The 15,578-nt window shown below is 44.4% G+C and carries 17 protein-coding genes; 4 read left to right on the top strand and 13 right to left on the bottom strand.

Annotation, left to right across the window (positions count from 1 at the left end; genetic code table 11):
- Positions 1-65: 65 nt before the first annotated feature.
- Positions 66-1,949: a dihydroxy-acid dehydratase gene (ilvD, locus tag KDM92_RS08260; RefSeq protein WP_212683896.1), complete on the top strand. Its 1,884-nt coding sequence runs from the start codon at positions 66-68 to the stop codon at positions 1,947-1,949.
- 218 nt (positions 1,950-2,167) lie between these two features.
- Here the strand turns inward: ilvD and KDM92_RS08255 are convergent, their stop codons facing one another.
- A complete protein-coding gene (locus tag KDM92_RS08255; protein ID WP_212683895.1) occupies positions 2,168-3,109 on the bottom strand; it encodes a hypothetical protein in 942 nt (313 codons plus the stop codon).
- Between the two features lies 1 nt (position 3,110).
- Positions 3,111-3,446 carry a PadR family transcriptional regulator gene (locus tag KDM92_RS08250; protein ID WP_212683894.1) on the bottom strand — a complete coding sequence of 112 codons (336 nt, stop codon included), beginning with the start codon at positions 3,444-3,446 and terminating at the stop codon, positions 3,111-3,113.
- 399 nt (positions 3,447-3,845) lie between these two features.
- Between KDM92_RS08250 and ribA the strand changes: the two genes are divergently transcribed.
- Positions 3,846-4,478, top strand: coding sequence for a GTP cyclohydrolase II (gene ribA / locus KDM92_RS08245; protein WP_229827074.1), 633 nt, complete (start codon positions 3,846-3,848; stop codon positions 4,476-4,478).
- Positions 4,479-4,591: 113 nt separating this feature from the next.
- Here the strand turns inward: ribA and KDM92_RS08240 are convergent, their stop codons facing one another.
- From KDM92_RS08240 to KDM92_RS08190, 11 genes are all read right to left on the bottom strand, one after another.
- The gene (locus KDM92_RS08240; protein ID WP_212683893.1) at positions 4,592-5,410 is read right to left on the bottom strand and encodes a DUF2726 domain-containing protein; all 819 of its coding nucleotides are present in this window, start codon (positions 5,408-5,410) and stop codon (positions 4,592-4,594) included.
- Between the two features lie 234 nt (positions 5,411-5,644).
- Entirely contained in the window at positions 5,645-6,154 is a 510-nt protein-coding gene (locus tag KDM92_RS08235) for a DUF1993 domain-containing protein (protein ID WP_212683892.1), read from the bottom strand.
- A 263-nt stretch (positions 6,155-6,417) separates the two neighbouring features.
- Positions 6,418-7,164, bottom strand: coding sequence for a peptidylprolyl isomerase (locus KDM92_RS08230; RefSeq protein ID WP_212683891.1), 747 nt, complete (start codon positions 7,162-7,164; stop codon positions 6,418-6,420).
- Between the two features lie 170 nt (positions 7,165-7,334).
- A complete protein-coding gene (locus KDM92_RS08225) occupies positions 7,335-8,150 on the bottom strand; it encodes a ParB N-terminal domain-containing protein (protein WP_212683890.1) in 816 nt (271 codons plus the stop codon).
- A gap of 80 nt (positions 8,151-8,230) precedes the next feature.
- Entirely contained in the window at positions 8,231-8,962 is a 732-nt protein-coding gene (locus KDM92_RS08220) for a LytR/AlgR family response regulator transcription factor (protein ID WP_212683889.1), read from the bottom strand.
- 40 nt (positions 8,963-9,002) lie between these two features.
- Positions 9,003-10,058, bottom strand: a complete 1,056-nt coding sequence (locus KDM92_RS08215) for a sensor histidine kinase (protein ID WP_212683888.1) — start codon at positions 10,056-10,058, stop codon at positions 9,003-9,005.
- Positions 10,059-10,277: 219 nt separating this feature from the next.
- Positions 10,278-10,985: a LiaI-LiaF-like domain-containing protein gene (locus tag KDM92_RS08210; RefSeq protein WP_189344818.1), complete on the bottom strand. Its 708-nt coding sequence runs from the start codon at positions 10,983-10,985 to the stop codon at positions 10,278-10,280.
- Positions 10,986-11,046: 61 nt separating this feature from the next.
- The gene (locus KDM92_RS08205; RefSeq protein ID WP_212683887.1) at positions 11,047-11,403 is read right to left on the bottom strand and encodes a LiaI-LiaF-like domain-containing protein; all 357 of its coding nucleotides are present in this window, start codon (positions 11,401-11,403) and stop codon (positions 11,047-11,049) included.
- A 208-nt stretch (positions 11,404-11,611) separates the two neighbouring features.
- Positions 11,612-12,235: an alpha-ketoglutarate-dependent dioxygenase AlkB family protein gene (locus KDM92_RS08200; RefSeq protein ID WP_212683886.1), complete on the bottom strand. Its 624-nt coding sequence runs from the start codon at positions 12,233-12,235 to the stop codon at positions 11,612-11,614.
- Positions 12,236-12,238: 3 nt separating this feature from the next.
- Positions 12,239-12,973, bottom strand: a complete 735-nt coding sequence (locus KDM92_RS08195) for a flagellar brake protein (protein ID WP_212683885.1) — start codon at positions 12,971-12,973, stop codon at positions 12,239-12,241.
- Between the two features lie 63 nt (positions 12,974-13,036).
- Entirely contained in the window at positions 13,037-13,408 is a 372-nt protein-coding gene (locus KDM92_RS08190) for a hypothetical protein (protein ID WP_189344814.1), read from the bottom strand.
- Positions 13,409-13,600: 192 nt separating this feature from the next.
- On the opposite strand from KDM92_RS08190, the gene KDM92_RS08185 reads away from it, so the two are divergent.
- Entirely contained in the window at positions 13,601-14,503 is a 903-nt protein-coding gene (locus KDM92_RS08185; RefSeq protein ID WP_329603141.1) for an HDOD domain-containing protein, read from the top strand.
- Between the two features lie 243 nt (positions 14,504-14,746).
- Positions 14,747-15,514, top strand: a complete 768-nt coding sequence (locus tag KDM92_RS08180; RefSeq protein ID WP_212683883.1) for a class I SAM-dependent methyltransferase — start codon at positions 14,747-14,749, stop codon at positions 15,512-15,514.
- Positions 15,515-15,578: the final 64 nt, after the last annotated feature.

The raw sequence follows: 15,578 nt of genomic DNA, 5'->3' as shown, positions 1-15,578 counted from the left end.
CACTAAGGCAATCTAATAGCCTGTGTTCCCACTTTCATTTTTAATTTTGTTTTAAGGAAAATCATATGCCAGCATATCGCTCCAGAACTACCACCCATGGCCGCAACATGGCAGGTGCTCGCGCTCTATGGCGGGCGACGGGGATGAAAGACGGGGATTTTGAGAAGCCGATTATTGCGGTAGTTAATTCCTTCACGCAGTTTGTGCCTGGTCATGTGCATTTGAAAGATCTAGGGCAAATGGTTGCGCGCGAAATTGAAGCGGCTGGTGGTGTTGCAAAAGAATTTAATACGATTGCCGTCGATGATGGCATTGCGATGGGACATGGGGGCATGTTGTATTCATTACCGTCGCGCGAATTGATCGCTGATTCAGTGGAATACATGGTGAATGCGCATTGCGCCGATGCGATGGTGTGTATTTCGAATTGCGACAAAATCACGCCGGGTATGTTGATGGCGGCCATGCGTTTGAATATTCCCGTGGTGTTTGTCTCCGGTGGTCCGATGGAGGCGGGTAAAGTTTTGGAGACCCTGCATCCTAAACAGGCAGGACAAATTGGCGAGCAAAAAATTATGAAAATCGATTTGGTCGATGCCATGATTAAGGCCGGTGATAGCAAAGTCAGCGATGAAGAAATCGGTCGCATCGAGCGTTCAGCTTGCCCCACTTGCGGTTCTTGCTCGGGGATGTTTACTGCAAATTCGATGAACTGTTTGATGGAAGCATTGGGTTTCGCTTTACCGGGTAATGGCACCATTTTGGCAACGCATGCGGATCGTAAAGACTTATTTTTACGAGCTGGCCGCTTGATTGTCGAGTTGGCCAAGCGCTATTATGAACATGATGATTATTCCATCTTGCCGCGTTCAATTGCAAACAAAGCGACTTTTGAAAACGCGATGGCGCTCGATGTGTCGATGGGTGGCTCGACCAATACGGTTCTGCATTTACTCGCGGCGGCAAATGAGGCTGGCGTTGATTTTAAAATGGCGGATATTGATCGCATCTCTCGTAAGGTTCCATGCCTGTGCAAGGTCGCGCCAATGACCGATAAATACCATATCGAAGACGTGCATCGTGCTGGCGGTATTATCGCTATTTTGGGCGAATTGGCGCGTGCGAATTTGTTTGATACGACACGCCCAACCATCCATGCATCGACTTTTGCGGAAGCAATCGCACATAATGATATTGCGGTTAGTGAAGACGCAGCGGTTAAAAAACTATTTATGGCAGCACCCGGTGGCGTACCTACTCAAACTGCGTTCTCACAAGAAAAACGCTTTGATAGTTTGGATACGGATCGTGCAAATGGCTGTATTCGTGACTATGCACATGCCTATTCAAAAGATGGTGGTCTTGCCGTTTTGTATGGTAACTTGGCAGAAAAAGGTTGCATCGTGAAGACCGCAGGTGTCGATGAAAGTATTTTGACATTCAGTGGCAAAGCGCGCGTGTTCGAAAGTCAAGATGATGCAGTCGCAGCGATTTTGGGTGATACCGTGCATGAAGGTGATGTAGTGATTATTCGCTACGAAGGTCCAAAAGGCGGGCCTGGTATGCAAGAGATGTTGTACCCAACTTCGTATATTAAATCGAAGGGCTTAGGCAAAGCTTGCGCCTTATTCACCGATGGTCGATTCTCTGGTGGTTCATCTGGTTTGGTGATTGGTCATGCGTCGCCAGAAGCGGCAGAAGGTGGAGCGATTGGTTTGGTTGAAGAGGGCGATCAAATTTTGATCGACATTCCGAATCGCAGCATACGTTTGGACATTAGCGACGAGACTTTAGCAGCACGTCGTGCCGCGATGGAAGCCAAAGGTGCTTTAGCGTGGCAGCCTATGAATCGTGATCGTTACGTTTCACAGGCTTTGCAAGCCTACGCGGCATTGGCCACTTCGGCTGATCGTGGTGCCGTACGCGATATTACGCAATTGCGTCGGTAGTTAAACTGGGGTGATTGGCGGCCTTCGATGCTCAATACTCAATACGATGGCGGCGTGGGTTTCACTCGATAGGCGCTTTGTAAATTTCTAAATTTACTAAATACAGAGATAGCACAGAGGAAAACTAAAAATGAAGAAAATCGTAATATTTTGATTTTCTCTTAGTGTTTCTCTGTGCTTATGTGCCTATGTCCTTCGAGGTTTAGATTTGATCTGAATTACTCAACAAATTTTGGCTGAGGTTTTACGCGTCGTATCGTTTGCACTAGCATGGTCACAAGGATAAATGCGACCAGTAATCCCAAAATAAATTTCGCCGTTTGATCGCTTGCTGAGCTCATGAAAATTGGACCATTTGCCACTACCATGAGCATGACTGCGCAACTGAGTAGACTAAATCCGGTTTCGATACGTCGCATGAACTTTGTCCAGCGGCCTTGTAACATTAGCGCAAAGTAGAAGGGTATGTTCAAGATGACGAGCGTCAAAAGGTAGGGGGCTAAGCCCTGCAAAAATGTGTCGGTATAAGTCAAGGCCATATACGCAGCGGGCGCCGCTTTACCGTTCCAGATTACATCTAAAATCCATCTCGGCTCTATCAGCAGATAGATGCCGCACAACATGCCAGTTAAACCAAAAGCAATGCCGATACGACCTCCACCTATTTGGTCTTGATCGTACGGTTTCCATTTGACAGCATGGGGACGACGTTGGCGCGCCCAGCTAACTAGACCATAGTGGACGACCAAAACACCTGGCCACCAAAACGATGGAATCACCGTGCCACCCCACCATTTACTAAGAACACGTAAAAAATCTACGCTAGAGTTGATCTGCTGATTGAGGTTGATGAGTAAGCCTATGCTCCAGATGACGATCAGTCCGATGAGAGTAAGACGCAAAAATTTGCCGCCATCACTGGGATCAATGATCGTTAATGTGGGTCGATAGCGCGCGGCCACGTCGTTCGGATGACCAAAGTCTTGGAGTAACTCCATGATCATTGCCGCATCGGCAGCACGCCCCATGTCCTCGGCTTTTGCATGCAGCTCTTCTTGCAATAGAGCCCGCAATTCAAACGCTACATCGTTGCGCTGCTTGCGTGGTAACTGCAATGCGACATCGGTGATATACGATTCAATGACATCATTGGGTTTCATGCTATTCCTCCTTCAAAAGTTGTCCCATCACCTGATTCATGTTTTGCCATGATTCGGTAAGTTTTTCGAGCAATTTTTTGCCATCCTCATTCAGTGAGTAGTAGCGCCGAGGCGGCCCATCTTCAATTTTCCACTCACTTTGTAGTAAGCCCTGTGTTTCTAATCTGCGCAGCAGAGGATACAAAGTGCCTTCCTCAATTGCCATGCCTTGTTCGGACAAAGCTTGACGCAGTTCATACCCGTAGCGCGGTTTGCGCAATTGCGAGAGCGTGGCAAGCACCACCACACCGCGTCGCAGTTCGAGTTCTAATTTTCCGAAATTATCTGTAGTAGCCATGTGGCGCACTGTACTGTGTGTTGCACAGTATGTCAACCGGTTTTTTAAGAAAGTGTGTTTTTATTGTATTTTTATAAAGTCAGCCCATAAATATGTAATGAGCGGTTTTGCTTGATCTTGCAAGGTCTAGCGCTTGCGTAAGTTGACTTGATGATAAATTTACAGATCTATTAATGATTTACACATTGGTATAGTCCGCTGTTGTCGGAAAATGTCAGTAAATTAGTGAGCCAGCTCAAAGCTTAAATTGGTTCGGCAGCGACTCAGATACGGCGACTCGTTTATACTCTTACTTTTTTATGCCTTGTAAATATCACGTCAGCATAATTAGGCGACGGGAATACAAGGCTCGCAAGATTGTGGTCTCTGCACATCGCAGAGATGGACCGAGAGAACACTATGTTAAGTAAAGAGTTGCCTGAAAATTTGCAAGAACAGGCATTAGAGTATGTTGATTCGTGCGCATTGCCGACCACTTGGGCGAATTTCACGATGCACGCGTTTAGAGAGCCAACAACAGGCAAAGAGCACATTGCCTTGACATTAGGTGATGTCGCGAATGGTGAACCTGTTTTAGCACGTATACATTCCGAGTGTTTAACTGGTGATGCCTTGTTTAGCAAGCGTTGTGATTGCGGCCCACAGTTGGAGCTGGCGATGCAAAAAATCGCGGCTGAAGGGCGTGGCGCGATTTTATATTTGCGTCAAGAAGGTCGCGGAATTGGATTATTGGCAAAGGTCCAAGCGTATCATCTACAAGACCAAGGCGCCGATACAGTTGAGGCGAACCAGAAGCTAGGCTTTGCCGCAGATTTGCGTAACTATTCTTTATGCGATCCAATGCTGAAGCATTTGGGTATTTCTAGCGTGAAATTGATGACGAATAATCCGCGTAAAATTTCGGCGCTAGAAGGCTTGCAAGTGAAAGTGCAAGAGCAAGTGCCTTTGATTGTTCCGCGAAATCCCTATAACGAACGATACCTCGACACCAAAGCGACCAAGCTTGGTCACATGCTTATTCCTGAGTTATAAGAAGCGAGCTTGGTAGTACTAACTTTGATTAAGTTGCCATCTGTTGCTGCGGTTTTTGATGGCGCTCGTGATTGGTTCGGCGCATGATCTAGGCAACATGAAGACATTCGACACTAGCGGTGTAAAAACGTTGGATCCCAGACAGGATCAGGTGTTTTTGGAATGACATAGCGCGCATTTTCACTTTGAATCGCAATCACCTCGTTGGCAACATGCTTGGGAAGTCCGCGTCGTTTGATGGGACGATTTTGGATGAACAAAGACTCTAAGTAATTTTTTAAATAGCCGGGGTCACCTGCAAATAGGCAGATTTTTTGCCAGATATGCGGGTATTCATTTTTGATAAAGCTATCTGGTGTAATTCGATTAATCGCAGCTAACGAGAGCGCATTGGGATTACCGTGTTCAATATACGTAAATGCCTTGCTTTGGAGTTTTGCAGGGTCTTTCAAATCTTCATCTAAAAATAATTTTCCGATTGTCTGCATACTCGTTTCAAGTTTTGGTGCTTCTAGATTCGAGTAGGGGGCTAAGGTTCGTAGAATTTGTTCCGCGGTTGGTAAAGCTGCACGACTCCAGCGTATGCATTTAATTCCCGCGCTTTTGAGTAATTTTCTGGTTGGATATTCTTCTTCCGCATCCTCTACTGGATCGCGTTCAAGTTCTACCACGCACAGTAGCTCCAATGCTTGATTAAAGATACCAAAATCAAGATGCCGCTCTTGCAGTTTTTGGCGCATTAGTTGGCGTTTTTTCTCGTTACCGACATGGGCGTCTAAAATTGACGCGAGTTGTACATGCGGGAAAATCAAGCAGTTAGGCAAGGCTTTCTGTATGCGTTTGAAGAAAATTTCTTCGTCTGCGTCAAAGAATTTGCGTGCTTCGCATTGCGGGAGCGCTTTTGAATCTTTATCGAGAAAATGAGAAAACATCGTTTCACCTAATTTGTTGATAAAAATTAACTTTGTATACGACACACGGTATACGACACACTTATCACATATGAAAATATACTTTCAATATGAGATAAAGCAAGCTAAAGTCTGACAAAATAAGGTGAATGGTCGCGAATTTCTGATAAGCGGCAGTGTTTATCTCGATTTATATCGATTTGTTTCGATTGAGCCGCTTCATTTTAAGCGGCTCTATTGCCTGAAGAAAACTTCTTAATAAGTGCCCATGTAATCGCGCTTACCTAATTCAATTCCGTGGTGGCGCAAAATGGCGTAAGTGGTCGTGACATGGAAGAAAAATTGCGGTAATCCATACGAAAGTAAGTAGGCTTCACCTGATAATTTCTTTTCTTTTGGTGTGCCTGGACGCAAGACGATTTCACGTTCTTCTGCTTCTTCAAATTGAGTCGGCGTTAGCTGGCGCATGAAATCAATCGTTTTATGTAAACGCGCTTGCAATTCTTCAAAACTATTTTCAGTGTCTTGGAAATCCGGCACATCAACGCCAGCCAATCTAGCTGAAATACCTTTTGCAAAATCAGTAGCAATCTGTACCTGACGAATCAAATTAAACATATCCGGTGCGAGACGTGCCTGTAAAAAGACTTGATCTTCGATCTTTTTTTCAGTGGCGTGCGCCTGTGCTTTTTGCAAAATCACTTGCAAGCTGCCAAGCATTTGCTGGAAGACGGGGACAGAAGTTGAATACATCGTGATGCTCATAGTATGCCTTTAAGATGAAATAGCAGAGGTAAAATAGCAGGTGAATATAAAAAACGCACAAAGCATACAGGAGATGTGCTTTGTGCGTTTTATTTGGTGTTGATTGCGTGCTTAGATCGTGAATCAAAATCGTTAATCAAGATCGTCACTGAAATCAGTGAAGTTAGTTGCAAAGTAGGTTTGGAAATGCGTTCCCACTTCGACTATACAAGCGTGCAATCTTTATTTAACTGAACAATCAACTTAATATCACGACGAATTTATTAAGCAAATGCTGGTAACTCGTAGCCTTCAATTGTCGCCTCGCTGACTAATTTGGCGAGGTAAGCGTGCGTTGCTTTACGTCCTTCCATATCCGTCAGATAGGCTTGCAGACGTTCTTTTACTTCGTCAAAACTGACAATGTCACCACCTTTGCGTTCAGTCACTTGAATGATGTGATAGCCGAATTGGGTTTCAATTAATTCTGGCGTGATATTGCCTGGTTCTGTATTGAAAACCGCTTGCTCAAATTCTGGAACCATTTGACCGCGACCAAATTGACCCAAAGCACCACCTTCTTTGCCAGAAGGGCAAGCGGAGTGTTCTCTTGCCATTGCTGCAAATGCACTAGGATTTTTTTGCAGATCAGCCAAAATGCCTTCTGCTTTTGCTTTAACTAAACTGGCAGCGAGGCCATCGCCTGGTGTGAACAAAATGTGACTTGCTGCTGCCATTTCACCTTGCTTGAAACTTGCGCTATTTTCTTCGTAAAACGTACGGCATGTTGCTTCATCTACTTCGTCGAAGGCGACTTCTTGCTGCAATAAAGTACCGATAATTTCTTCTTCATTGCCTGCGTTGATATCTAATTTTGCAGCTTCAGCGATCATCAAATTGCGTAAGATCAGCTCTTGAATTGCGCTATCGCGTAATTGCTCGCCTTCTGGATGGCCTGCGGAGCGGGCACGGTTCATTTCAGCATTGATCGCTGTTTCATTAATTTCAGTGCCGTTGACGCGAATAGTCATAATGTTCCCAAATAAAAGTGTAAATAAATGCTTAGCTTGATTGCAGCAATGGAATCAAAGCCAAAGCGAAAGTAAATGTTAAAGACTGAGGCTAATTGTGGGCAAAATAGGCATTTTCAAGCCAGTTTTCTGCGATTTTATCGATATTTTGAGCGTTTGCGCTGGAATTCTTAGGTGGAAAGCGTTTGTGCTGCGGCTAATTTTGCATTGAGTTCAACAATTTGCGCTTTGAGCGCCTGATTTTCTGCGCGCAAGCGTTCTAATTCAGAAATCGGTGCATTTACTGCATGTTCTGCCGATATTTCTTGGTTTGTTGCCTTGGCCGTTTCTGGTTCCGTACTCACTTTGGGAGTTCGCGGTTGCCTTAACTGACGAGCGGCTTGTTGTAACTCTTTTTTGCCTCCAGCAACGGCGGCCACTTGCTGTTCAGATGGTAGCGAGGCGATGGTTGCTGCAGTGTTGATTGATACTGTACCAGCACGAACTGCTTCTATCAGTTCTGGTGTCGCTGCTTTACGAATTTTTTCAATTTGCGCGACCGCGGGTTTGCTGAGCCCAGCAACCTTGGCAATTTCTTCTCTTGTTTCAACCGAAACTGGATCCGGTTCTTTTGCTGCTAGCTCTGCTTCTGCGGCTTTTTCTTTACTCGATTTCTCTTTACGGCGCGTGGTAATAATTTCTTTTTTGCGTAATGCTAAAACCCCGCGTTGGAAGCTGGAAACGCTGCGACGAGCGAGATGATTATCTATCATCCAAAGCATGACATCTTCGATACTTTGAAAATGGTCATTCTGTTTAGTCTGAAAAGGAATATTGTGCTTTTGACAGATCGCATATCGATTATGTCCGTCGATCAGTGTTTCGCCCCACAGCACCAAAGCATCTCGGCATCCTTCTTTTAGTAGGCTGCGTTCTAAGGCTAAATATTCTTGTGTAGTCAGTGGGTCGATGTAATCACGTAAGGCTTGATTGATGATGATATTCATAATGCTGAATTGGTCATAAGAAACAGTGTATGCGCTGTGCCATGACCAAGTTGTATGGGATTTTTTTAAAGACCAATACTTTACAGCATTCCTTTGATGCGGTCATAACCAGAACGGCTGATAGGTAACACAGCGCCGTTATGTAAAACAGCTTGATAGCTATCTTTTGTCGCACGTTCAAGACATTTGAGTGATTGAAGGCGGATGATGGTGGAGCGATGGATGCGCACGAAAAATTCTGGATTGAGTTGTTTCTCTAATTCGGAGAGGCTTTGCGTTTTAAGGAGCGATTTCCCAGCGTAGTGAATTTGTACGTAATCGTCTTGCGCTTCAATATAGTCAATTTGATCCACCGGAATCACAAAGGTTTGCCCACGATCTCTAACGGTTAGACGTTCGGCGATGGCATTGGTTTGTGATACCAATGCCTGCACAGCGGGATTGCTTTGACCTAACAATTTACGTGCCTTCGTCAGCGCTTCGTCAAATCGTTGTTGTGAGTAAGGTTTGAGTAGATAGTCGATTGCATGTTGATCAAATGCCTTGAGTGCATATTGATCATAAGCAGTGGTAAAAATCACCCCGTCTTGGCGTTCGCTTGCGGCTAACACTTCAAAGCCATTCAGTTTGGGCATTTGGATATCTAAAAAAATTAAATCAGGTTGCAGCGTCGTGATCGCATCAACTGCTTCAATTCCATTTTCACATTCGCCAATGATCTCTATATCACTGTGACTGCGCAAATATTCTGTGGTCAGGCGACGAGCGAGTTCTTCGTCGTCGATGATTAGTGCACGTAATTTGGTATTCATAACGTCGTTTTTGTCGGTAAGAAGAAATAGTTGTTTTGTTTTATTTTTCTAAAGGGAGGGCAATTTCAATTCTAAAAACTTGATCGATCACTTGCCATTCAACTCGTGCTTTATCAGCGTATAAACTGCGTAGCCGCGCTTGCAAGTTTTTTAGACCTGTGCCGGTGCCTTGTGCCTCGGTTGGTTGTGCATCAATAGGATTATCAATCGCCACAAACAGCCAAGGTGTGCGGGCTCGACTGCTCAGCGTAATTGTGCCGCCATCAACTAGATCACGAATACCATGTTTGATCGCGTTTTCTAATAAAGGCTGTAACAACATTGGTGGCAGTAAGCATTCTCCCGAATCAGGATCAATCTGCATTTGTACTTGCAGTTTTTTACCAAAACGAATTTTTTCAATCGCGAGAAAGTGATTGCATAGCGCAATTTCGTCTGTCAGGGGAATTTTTTGTTTTTCTGAAAGTGCCAAAGTTTGGCGGAAGAACTGCGCTAGTTCGATCGTCATATTGCGTGCACCTGCTGGGTCTATTGCCGTTAGCGCACTGATGGAATTAAGACTGTTAAATAAAAAGTGGGGATTGATTTGCGTACGCAAAACTTGAAGTTCCGCATCACGCGCTAAGACTTCAGAAGCTGCTTCACGTCGTTCAGCTTGGCGGATATTTTCAAGCGCGAGTAAGACGTCGTAGACTAATATGGATAATAGGTAGAGGAGTGTGCCGCAAATGAATAACAGGCTAGCCAAATGCTGATTAAGTTCGATCCCAGCCCAGGTTTCGTCAAACTGTAAAGTAACTTTGTTCCAATAAAAACATAGTACCGCCCAGATCACACCATAAATTAAGGCAGCACCGCCGAACACCCCCGACACGATAAAGAAGTTGCGTTTCTTCATAGGAAGTGCGCGGGCGACATAATAGGCTGATGCGGCGAGACCGCCAAACAGTAAGGTGGCCGGCACCGCAAATAGTAAGGCGTTGGCCCATGCGCTCAGATTCGTTAAAACCAGTAAGGCGGCTAGCAAACAGCCTATCATCAGCCAAATTGCGTAGGTTAGTGTGATGTTACGCAGATTAGATAAGATAGGATTCATCGTTAGCTTAACTTCGTGAGTAAGAAATTAGGATGTAGTCTAAGTACTATTTTTAGGAAATCAGGAAATGCCTTGTATATAAAATTAGATACAAATGGATTGGAGTGCTAATCATTGTAATTACCCTTGGTTTTTTTGATTAGCACCCGTCTATTTGTGTTCGCATCTGTATGAGCATTACTGATTGACCAGTGTATGCAATTTCGTTTTACACAAGGATTAATTTTTTATTTCAACGCCACCCATCACTGCGGTGCCAGTGATGATCAAACGTTTGTTTGCATTCATTGATGGAATACTGGAATCATCAATGCCACCTAAAAACGCAAAACCGTTATTGACGACAGTCCAATCACTTGGGATTTTCAGTGTGATACCGCCCCAAAACGCGGTGACATTCAGTACTGCTTCGGTTTGAATAACGGCATTACGCAAATCAAGTTCAGCGCCGCCCATAATTGCAGTCACCGCGCCACCACGAAAATCACTAGAAGCAATATTACCTTGGTGCCCACTCATTACCGCAACGACGTCAAGATGGTTATCACTGGAGTTCGTCGCGTTGTTTTTGAATGCTTCTTCCCCAAATCCTTTGAAAACTTGATTTGCCTTATCTTTAAAGATGATCAAGAGGCCACCAGCAATCATCAATACTGGCCACCAATCACGCATGCGGAAGTTGATAATGCCAATGCGATTGAGTGTGATGATGACGCCTGCGGTGATGAAGCCGCCACCAATAATGTAACCAGAACGCGTATTCGCCTGTGATAGTTTGATGGCACCGATGACAATAAAGACCGCTGGCCAAAATTGGATTAAATCACGTGTGTTAAAGATGTGTAAGTTATCTAGTAGAGCCAGCGCGCCGAACGCGATGATGAATGCACCTAAAACAAGGCGCTGTTGTGGATTGACGTTTTTCATGTTGGTATCCTGTTTTTTAAATGGCTAATTCGAGTATGAGATGTAAGTTCTTGATGTGTGTTTATGACTTTGGTTTATCCGCAAAATATTTAATGACCATACTCAAGCCAGCGGCGATGATAAACAGTGGCCAGCTATTGCTGAATGTTAATCCGTATAATTTTTGCGTTACCGCGTACAACCAAGCTGCGATACCAATTTGCATCAGGCCATCAAGCACTTCTGAGATACGCTCTGCGCGCACTGCACATATAATTCCAGAGATCGCAATTAATGCTGGCCAGTATTTGAAGTAATCACGTGCATCAATGTAATCTAAACGGTCAAATAAAAAGAATCCGCCTAGTAAAATCAAAATGATGCCGAAACTGAAGCTGTCTTTGCTTTTGTGCGTTTTGCTGATAGTTTGCTCTGACATGATATTTCCTTTCGATGTTGCAATGATCTTGAATTTGATTGTTTGAACGCGCTCATGTTTGCGCCACATCGATAAGATAAAACAGTGCTTTTGAGAAGTCATGCGGTATTCGGTGAATGACAGTAATCGGTCGGTGAATAGCGAAAAAGACGGCGAACAGTAGGTAAATGTATGGTTCGCGGAGGCGAATCGGTGTACGAGACGGTAGTCAGGGCGACTTTGGAATAATCTGCCGAAAAGTTAAGTTGATGCGCGCTGCACAGGGATGCTTTTCTTTGGCAATCGCATGTTGCCAATGACTTTGTGTATTACCGGACATAATCAACAGACTGCCGTGCGTTAGTGGAATTTTATAGCGTAATTGTTTGTCGAATTTATGTTTCAGGATAAATTCTCGAATCCCACCTAAACTTAACGAGGCGATTACCGGTTGCCTTCCCAGCTCAGGCTCATCGTCACTATGCCAGCCCATGCTGTCATGTTGGTCGCGGTAATAATTGAGTAACACGCTGTTGAAGCGATAGCCGCTATGCGCTTCAATCGCTTGTTTGATGGTCAGTAGTTCTCGGTTCCAGATGATAGGAGTTAAACGCAAACCGGAGTAGGTATATTCGGCGTTGGCGTCGCCATACCAAGCACTTAATCGTGGTTGTAGTCGTTGAATCCCAGCGATGGTAATTGCATCTTGACGCCAAGCTATTCCCTGCACGAGTTGATCAAACAATTGATCTGCTGCGATCTGTGTATAGAAATTAGGGTGGTAATCTAGCTGTGCATCTTTCAGTAAAATTCGCTCACCCGTTTGCTCAACATCGAACAAGGAAGACTGCATAGTTTATTTCTTTCCGATTAAGCGATGCCGTTCATACTCGATATTGATAATAGTGCGTTGTATCGCGATATCCATAGCTCGTGGTAAGTCGACAAAACTAAAACCGATCTGATAGCGAATTCCTTTGTGTTGATCAATCGGTGTAATGTGTCGTACTACCACTGGGCAATGTAAATTCGACTTTGGTGATAATGTGATCCAGACGCGGTGTATGGTATCGCCAACCTTGAATTTGGGTTCACCATCAATCGTTACACCGAAACCGCCGACGCTGAGATCGTGAATCGGCCAGTTTGCGATTAAATCACCATCAAGGTCACTCAATTTAGCGCGAAAGGGATTGGCAATTGGTAGCTGGTTTCGGTAACTTTCTCTGCGCTGTAGGCGAATAATGCGACTTGGGATCGGAACCCAAAATGCGTCCTGTTCACCCCAACTAAATCGTTGTGGGTTGACGCCAGTAAACTGCACACGTATACCATCAGGAAATGCCATGAATACACATTGCGGTGCTTTTTCTAATAGGGCATTTGCTTTGGGATCACCACCAAGATCAAACACCAAGCCATCTGGGCGAGCAGACAGAATTAGACTCAATATAAAATTCTGTCCGCCATTAAAATAAACCGATACCGGTTCACGTCGATGCGCGAGGTCGTTTAAAACACTGAGGATTTCTACTTGGCCAAGTAAAAAATATCGTTCCTCGATTTGTTCATTGCTGAGTGAAACCGCCATGAACTTCCTTTGCTATGTAATTCGATTGCCACTACTTTGCGAATGCGATGTCGAGGCAATTTCTTATTGTAATAATTGAATAAAGTGTTCTGCGCTGCGTATGACTGCTTTCGATTCCATACCAAATAAATTGCGTGTCTCTTGCACGACAAAATCATTAGTTCCTTTGACGCAATACAAAACACCTTCGAAATTGGTACCCAAATAGGTGAACGGTGTGAGTTTCGTTTTTACGGGGATATCGCTTGCCAGTAGTGCGCGTAATTTTCTTTCGACATCATACAGACTGCTAACCTCAATGTTGACGACGCCGCCTTTAGGATTGGGAAAATTACAAGCAAATAACGGACGTTGGCCCATAGGATTTTTAACAGTAATTTTTACCCCTAATTTAAGAAACTTACTGATGGCAAAAAAATCGTCTTCGGTAAACATGCGTGACGCTCTCTTCCGTATTTAAGTATTGTTAGTTAGATTACCAGAAAGTGACTTCTGTCCCAACGGAAACTGTGGTTTTTAGCAAGAATTGCATCTCACATGTGGCTAGCACGAGGCGATTTCTAATTTTTCCACAAAATGCTTCACTTCTCTCGATAAATCGAGACCGCATCCTGCATTTGTTTTACTATGGCAAGTTATGATTATCTTCGTCAACGAACTTATCTATTTTTAGCAATGAATCAACGAGAATCTGAATTTGAGTTTATTAAGGGATTAAGTGCCGAGCTTTCATCTCGCAACTTAGTTTTTCCTACGTCATTGAAAGCAACGATGAAAATTCGTCAAGCGCTGGATGATCCAGATATGCCCACCGAGCAAGTCGCGAGAATTATTAGCACCGAGCCAGTGTTATCGGCACAAGTACTGATGCTGTCTAACTCGGCGATGTTTAATAGAAGTACTAAGAAAATCGAAGAGCTACGTGTCGCGGTTACTTTGTTGGGGTTTAGTGTCGTTAGAAATGTAGCGATTTCCGTCGGCATGAAGCAATTAAAAGACCAACAGGACAACACCTCGAAGTCAGAACAAATGGAAGGGCTGTGGACGCGTAGTATGCGCGTTGCGGCACTATCGTATGTGATCGCCAGAAACCGAACGAAACTTAGCGCGGATAAGGCAATGGTCGCTGGGCTATTACATGACATTGGAAAATTTTATATTTTAAGTCGCGCACATCAATATCAGGGTTTGTTCACATCTGATCAGGCCTTGTGGGAATTAATCGATCAATGGCACGCCGATATTGGTGCTGCAATTCTTGAGAGTTGGGAAGTTTCTGACGATATTCGAGAAGCTGTGATGGATAGAAAACGCACCGATTTGCCTCTGCACACGCGGCCAACTTTAACCGATGTGGTGGCAGCAGCCGATTTCTTAGATGCCGGCTTTGTGAAGCAATCTTTGCAAGATATTGATTGGACTAACGTACCGGGTGCTTTAAAAAATCTCGGCTTAAATGAAGAATCAGCAATTCGTTTGATGACCGAAACACGGCAAGAAATGGCGCAAATCTTGCGAGTGATTGCCTAAGCACGCGAGATATTGTCAAAAAATATCGGGTCATGAGTGAACTAATTAGTGAACTAATCTATGGAGTTTGGTTCTAATCGCTGCAATTAGTTTGCATTCTCGATTCTGCATGGTCTTTCGAACGGTAGTAAGATTTGTCGAGGCATGCAGTTACAAGAATAGTGATTATCAGAGTTGTCTCAATTATGGCGACCATAACCAAGCAAAAATTAGCAGTTTTAACGATAATAAATTGGAGAAACGATGAAAAAATTATTAATGGCTTTCGCATTGACCGCAATCAGCGCACAGGCTGCGTATGCGAATGATGCGTTGAAAACAGCGATCGCAGGTGAACAACGGACTCCGGCGAACGTCACGCGTGATGCAGCGCGTCATCCATACGAAACTCTGCAATTTTTTGGTGTGGCGGCAAAATCGACCGTGGTAGAGCTTGCTCCCGGTGCCGGATGGTATACAGAAATTTTGGCACCTTATGTGCGTAAAGATGGCAAATTGATCTTGGCGGGCGCGAGTCCACGATTGAAAACACGTCTTGATGGAACGCCAGCGGTATACGATAAAGTCGCTTACGGTGAATTTGCGCCGGGCAAGAAAATAGACTACGCACCCAAAAATAGCGTTGACGTCGTGTTGACCTTCCGCAATGTGCACAATTGGATTAGCGCCAGTGACACAGCTGCGAAAGAGGTGTTTCAAAGTGCATTTGATACGTTAAAACCAGGCGGTGTGTTTGGCGTGGTTGAACATCGTTTGCCTGCTAGCGCAACGCAAGATGCGAAGGCGAGTAGCGGTTATGTGCACGAAGCTTTTGTGATTAAGCTGGCAGAAAGCGTGGGATTTAAATTGGCGGCGAAGTCAGAGATCAATGCAAATTCGAAAGATACGGCAAATCATCCTGGCGGCGTATGGGCATTACCACCAGTCCTTACGAATAAAGAGACGGATAAAGAAAAATATCTAGCGATTGGTGAGAGTGATCGTATGACGCTCAAGTTTGTGAAGCCATAATTGCTTCGTCAATCCACAGAAAAGCCCGATGACCGATGTGTTATTTGGGCTTTTTTATTGTGTT

It is taken from the genome of Affinundibacterium baiyunense (assembly GCF_018139645.1).
GTDB classification, from domain to species: domain Bacteria; phylum Pseudomonadota; class Gammaproteobacteria; order Burkholderiales; family Burkholderiaceae_D; genus Undibacterium; species Undibacterium baiyunense.
This window is presented reverse-complemented; position numbering and strand designations above follow the sequence as displayed.

Bases quoted from the DNA above. Each gene is read 5' to 3' on its own strand.
- ilvD (WP_212683896.1), top strand. From the start codon at position 66: ATGCCAGCATATCGCTCCAGAACTACCACCCATGGCCGCAACATGGCA.
- KDM92_RS08255 (WP_212683895.1), bottom strand. From the start codon at position 3,109: ATGAAACCCAATGATGTCATTGAATCGTATATCACCGATGTCGCATTG.
- KDM92_RS08250 (WP_212683894.1), bottom strand. From the start codon at position 3,446: ATGGCTACTACAGATAATTTCGGAAAATTAGAACTCGAACTGCGACGC.
- ribA (WP_229827074.1), top strand. From the start codon at position 3,846: ATGTTAAGTAAAGAGTTGCCTGAAAATTTGCAAGAACAGGCATTAGAG.
- KDM92_RS08240 (WP_212683893.1), bottom strand. From the start codon at position 5,410: ATGTTTTCTCATTTTCTCGATAAAGATTCAAAAGCGCTCCCGCAATGC.
- KDM92_RS08235 (WP_212683892.1), bottom strand. From the start codon at position 6,154: ATGAGCATCACGATGTATTCAACTTCTGTCCCCGTCTTCCAGCAAATG.
- KDM92_RS08230 (WP_212683891.1), bottom strand. From the start codon at position 7,164: ATGACTATTCGCGTCAACGGCACTGAAATTAATGAAACAGCGATCAAT.
- KDM92_RS08225 (WP_212683890.1), bottom strand. From the start codon at position 8,150: ATGAATATCATCATCAATCAAGCCTTACGTGATTACATCGACCCACTG.
- KDM92_RS08220 (WP_212683889.1), bottom strand. From the start codon at position 8,962: ATGAATACCAAATTACGTGCACTAATCATCGACGACGAAGAACTCGCT.
- KDM92_RS08215 (WP_212683888.1), bottom strand. From the start codon at position 10,058: ATGAATCCTATCTTATCTAATCTGCGTAACATCACACTAACCTACGCA.
- KDM92_RS08210 (WP_189344818.1), bottom strand. From the start codon at position 10,985: ATGAAAAACGTCAATCCACAACAGCGCCTTGTTTTAGGTGCATTCATC.
- KDM92_RS08205 (WP_212683887.1), bottom strand. From the start codon at position 11,403: ATGTCAGAGCAAACTATCAGCAAAACGCACAAAAGCAAAGACAGCTTC.
- KDM92_RS08200 (WP_212683886.1), bottom strand. From the start codon at position 12,235: ATGCAGTCTTCCTTGTTCGATGTTGAGCAAACGGGTGAGCGAATTTTA.
- KDM92_RS08195 (WP_212683885.1), bottom strand. From the start codon at position 12,973: ATGGCGGTTTCACTCAGCAATGAACAAATCGAGGAACGATATTTTTTA.
- KDM92_RS08190 (WP_189344814.1), bottom strand. From the start codon at position 13,408: ATGTTTACCGAAGACGATTTTTTTGCCATCAGTAAGTTTCTTAAATTA.
- KDM92_RS08185 (WP_329603141.1), top strand. From the start codon at position 13,601: ATGGCAAGTTATGATTATCTTCGTCAACGAACTTATCTATTTTTAGCA.
- KDM92_RS08180 (WP_212683883.1), top strand. From the start codon at position 14,747: ATGAAAAAATTATTAATGGCTTTCGCATTGACCGCAATCAGCGCACAG.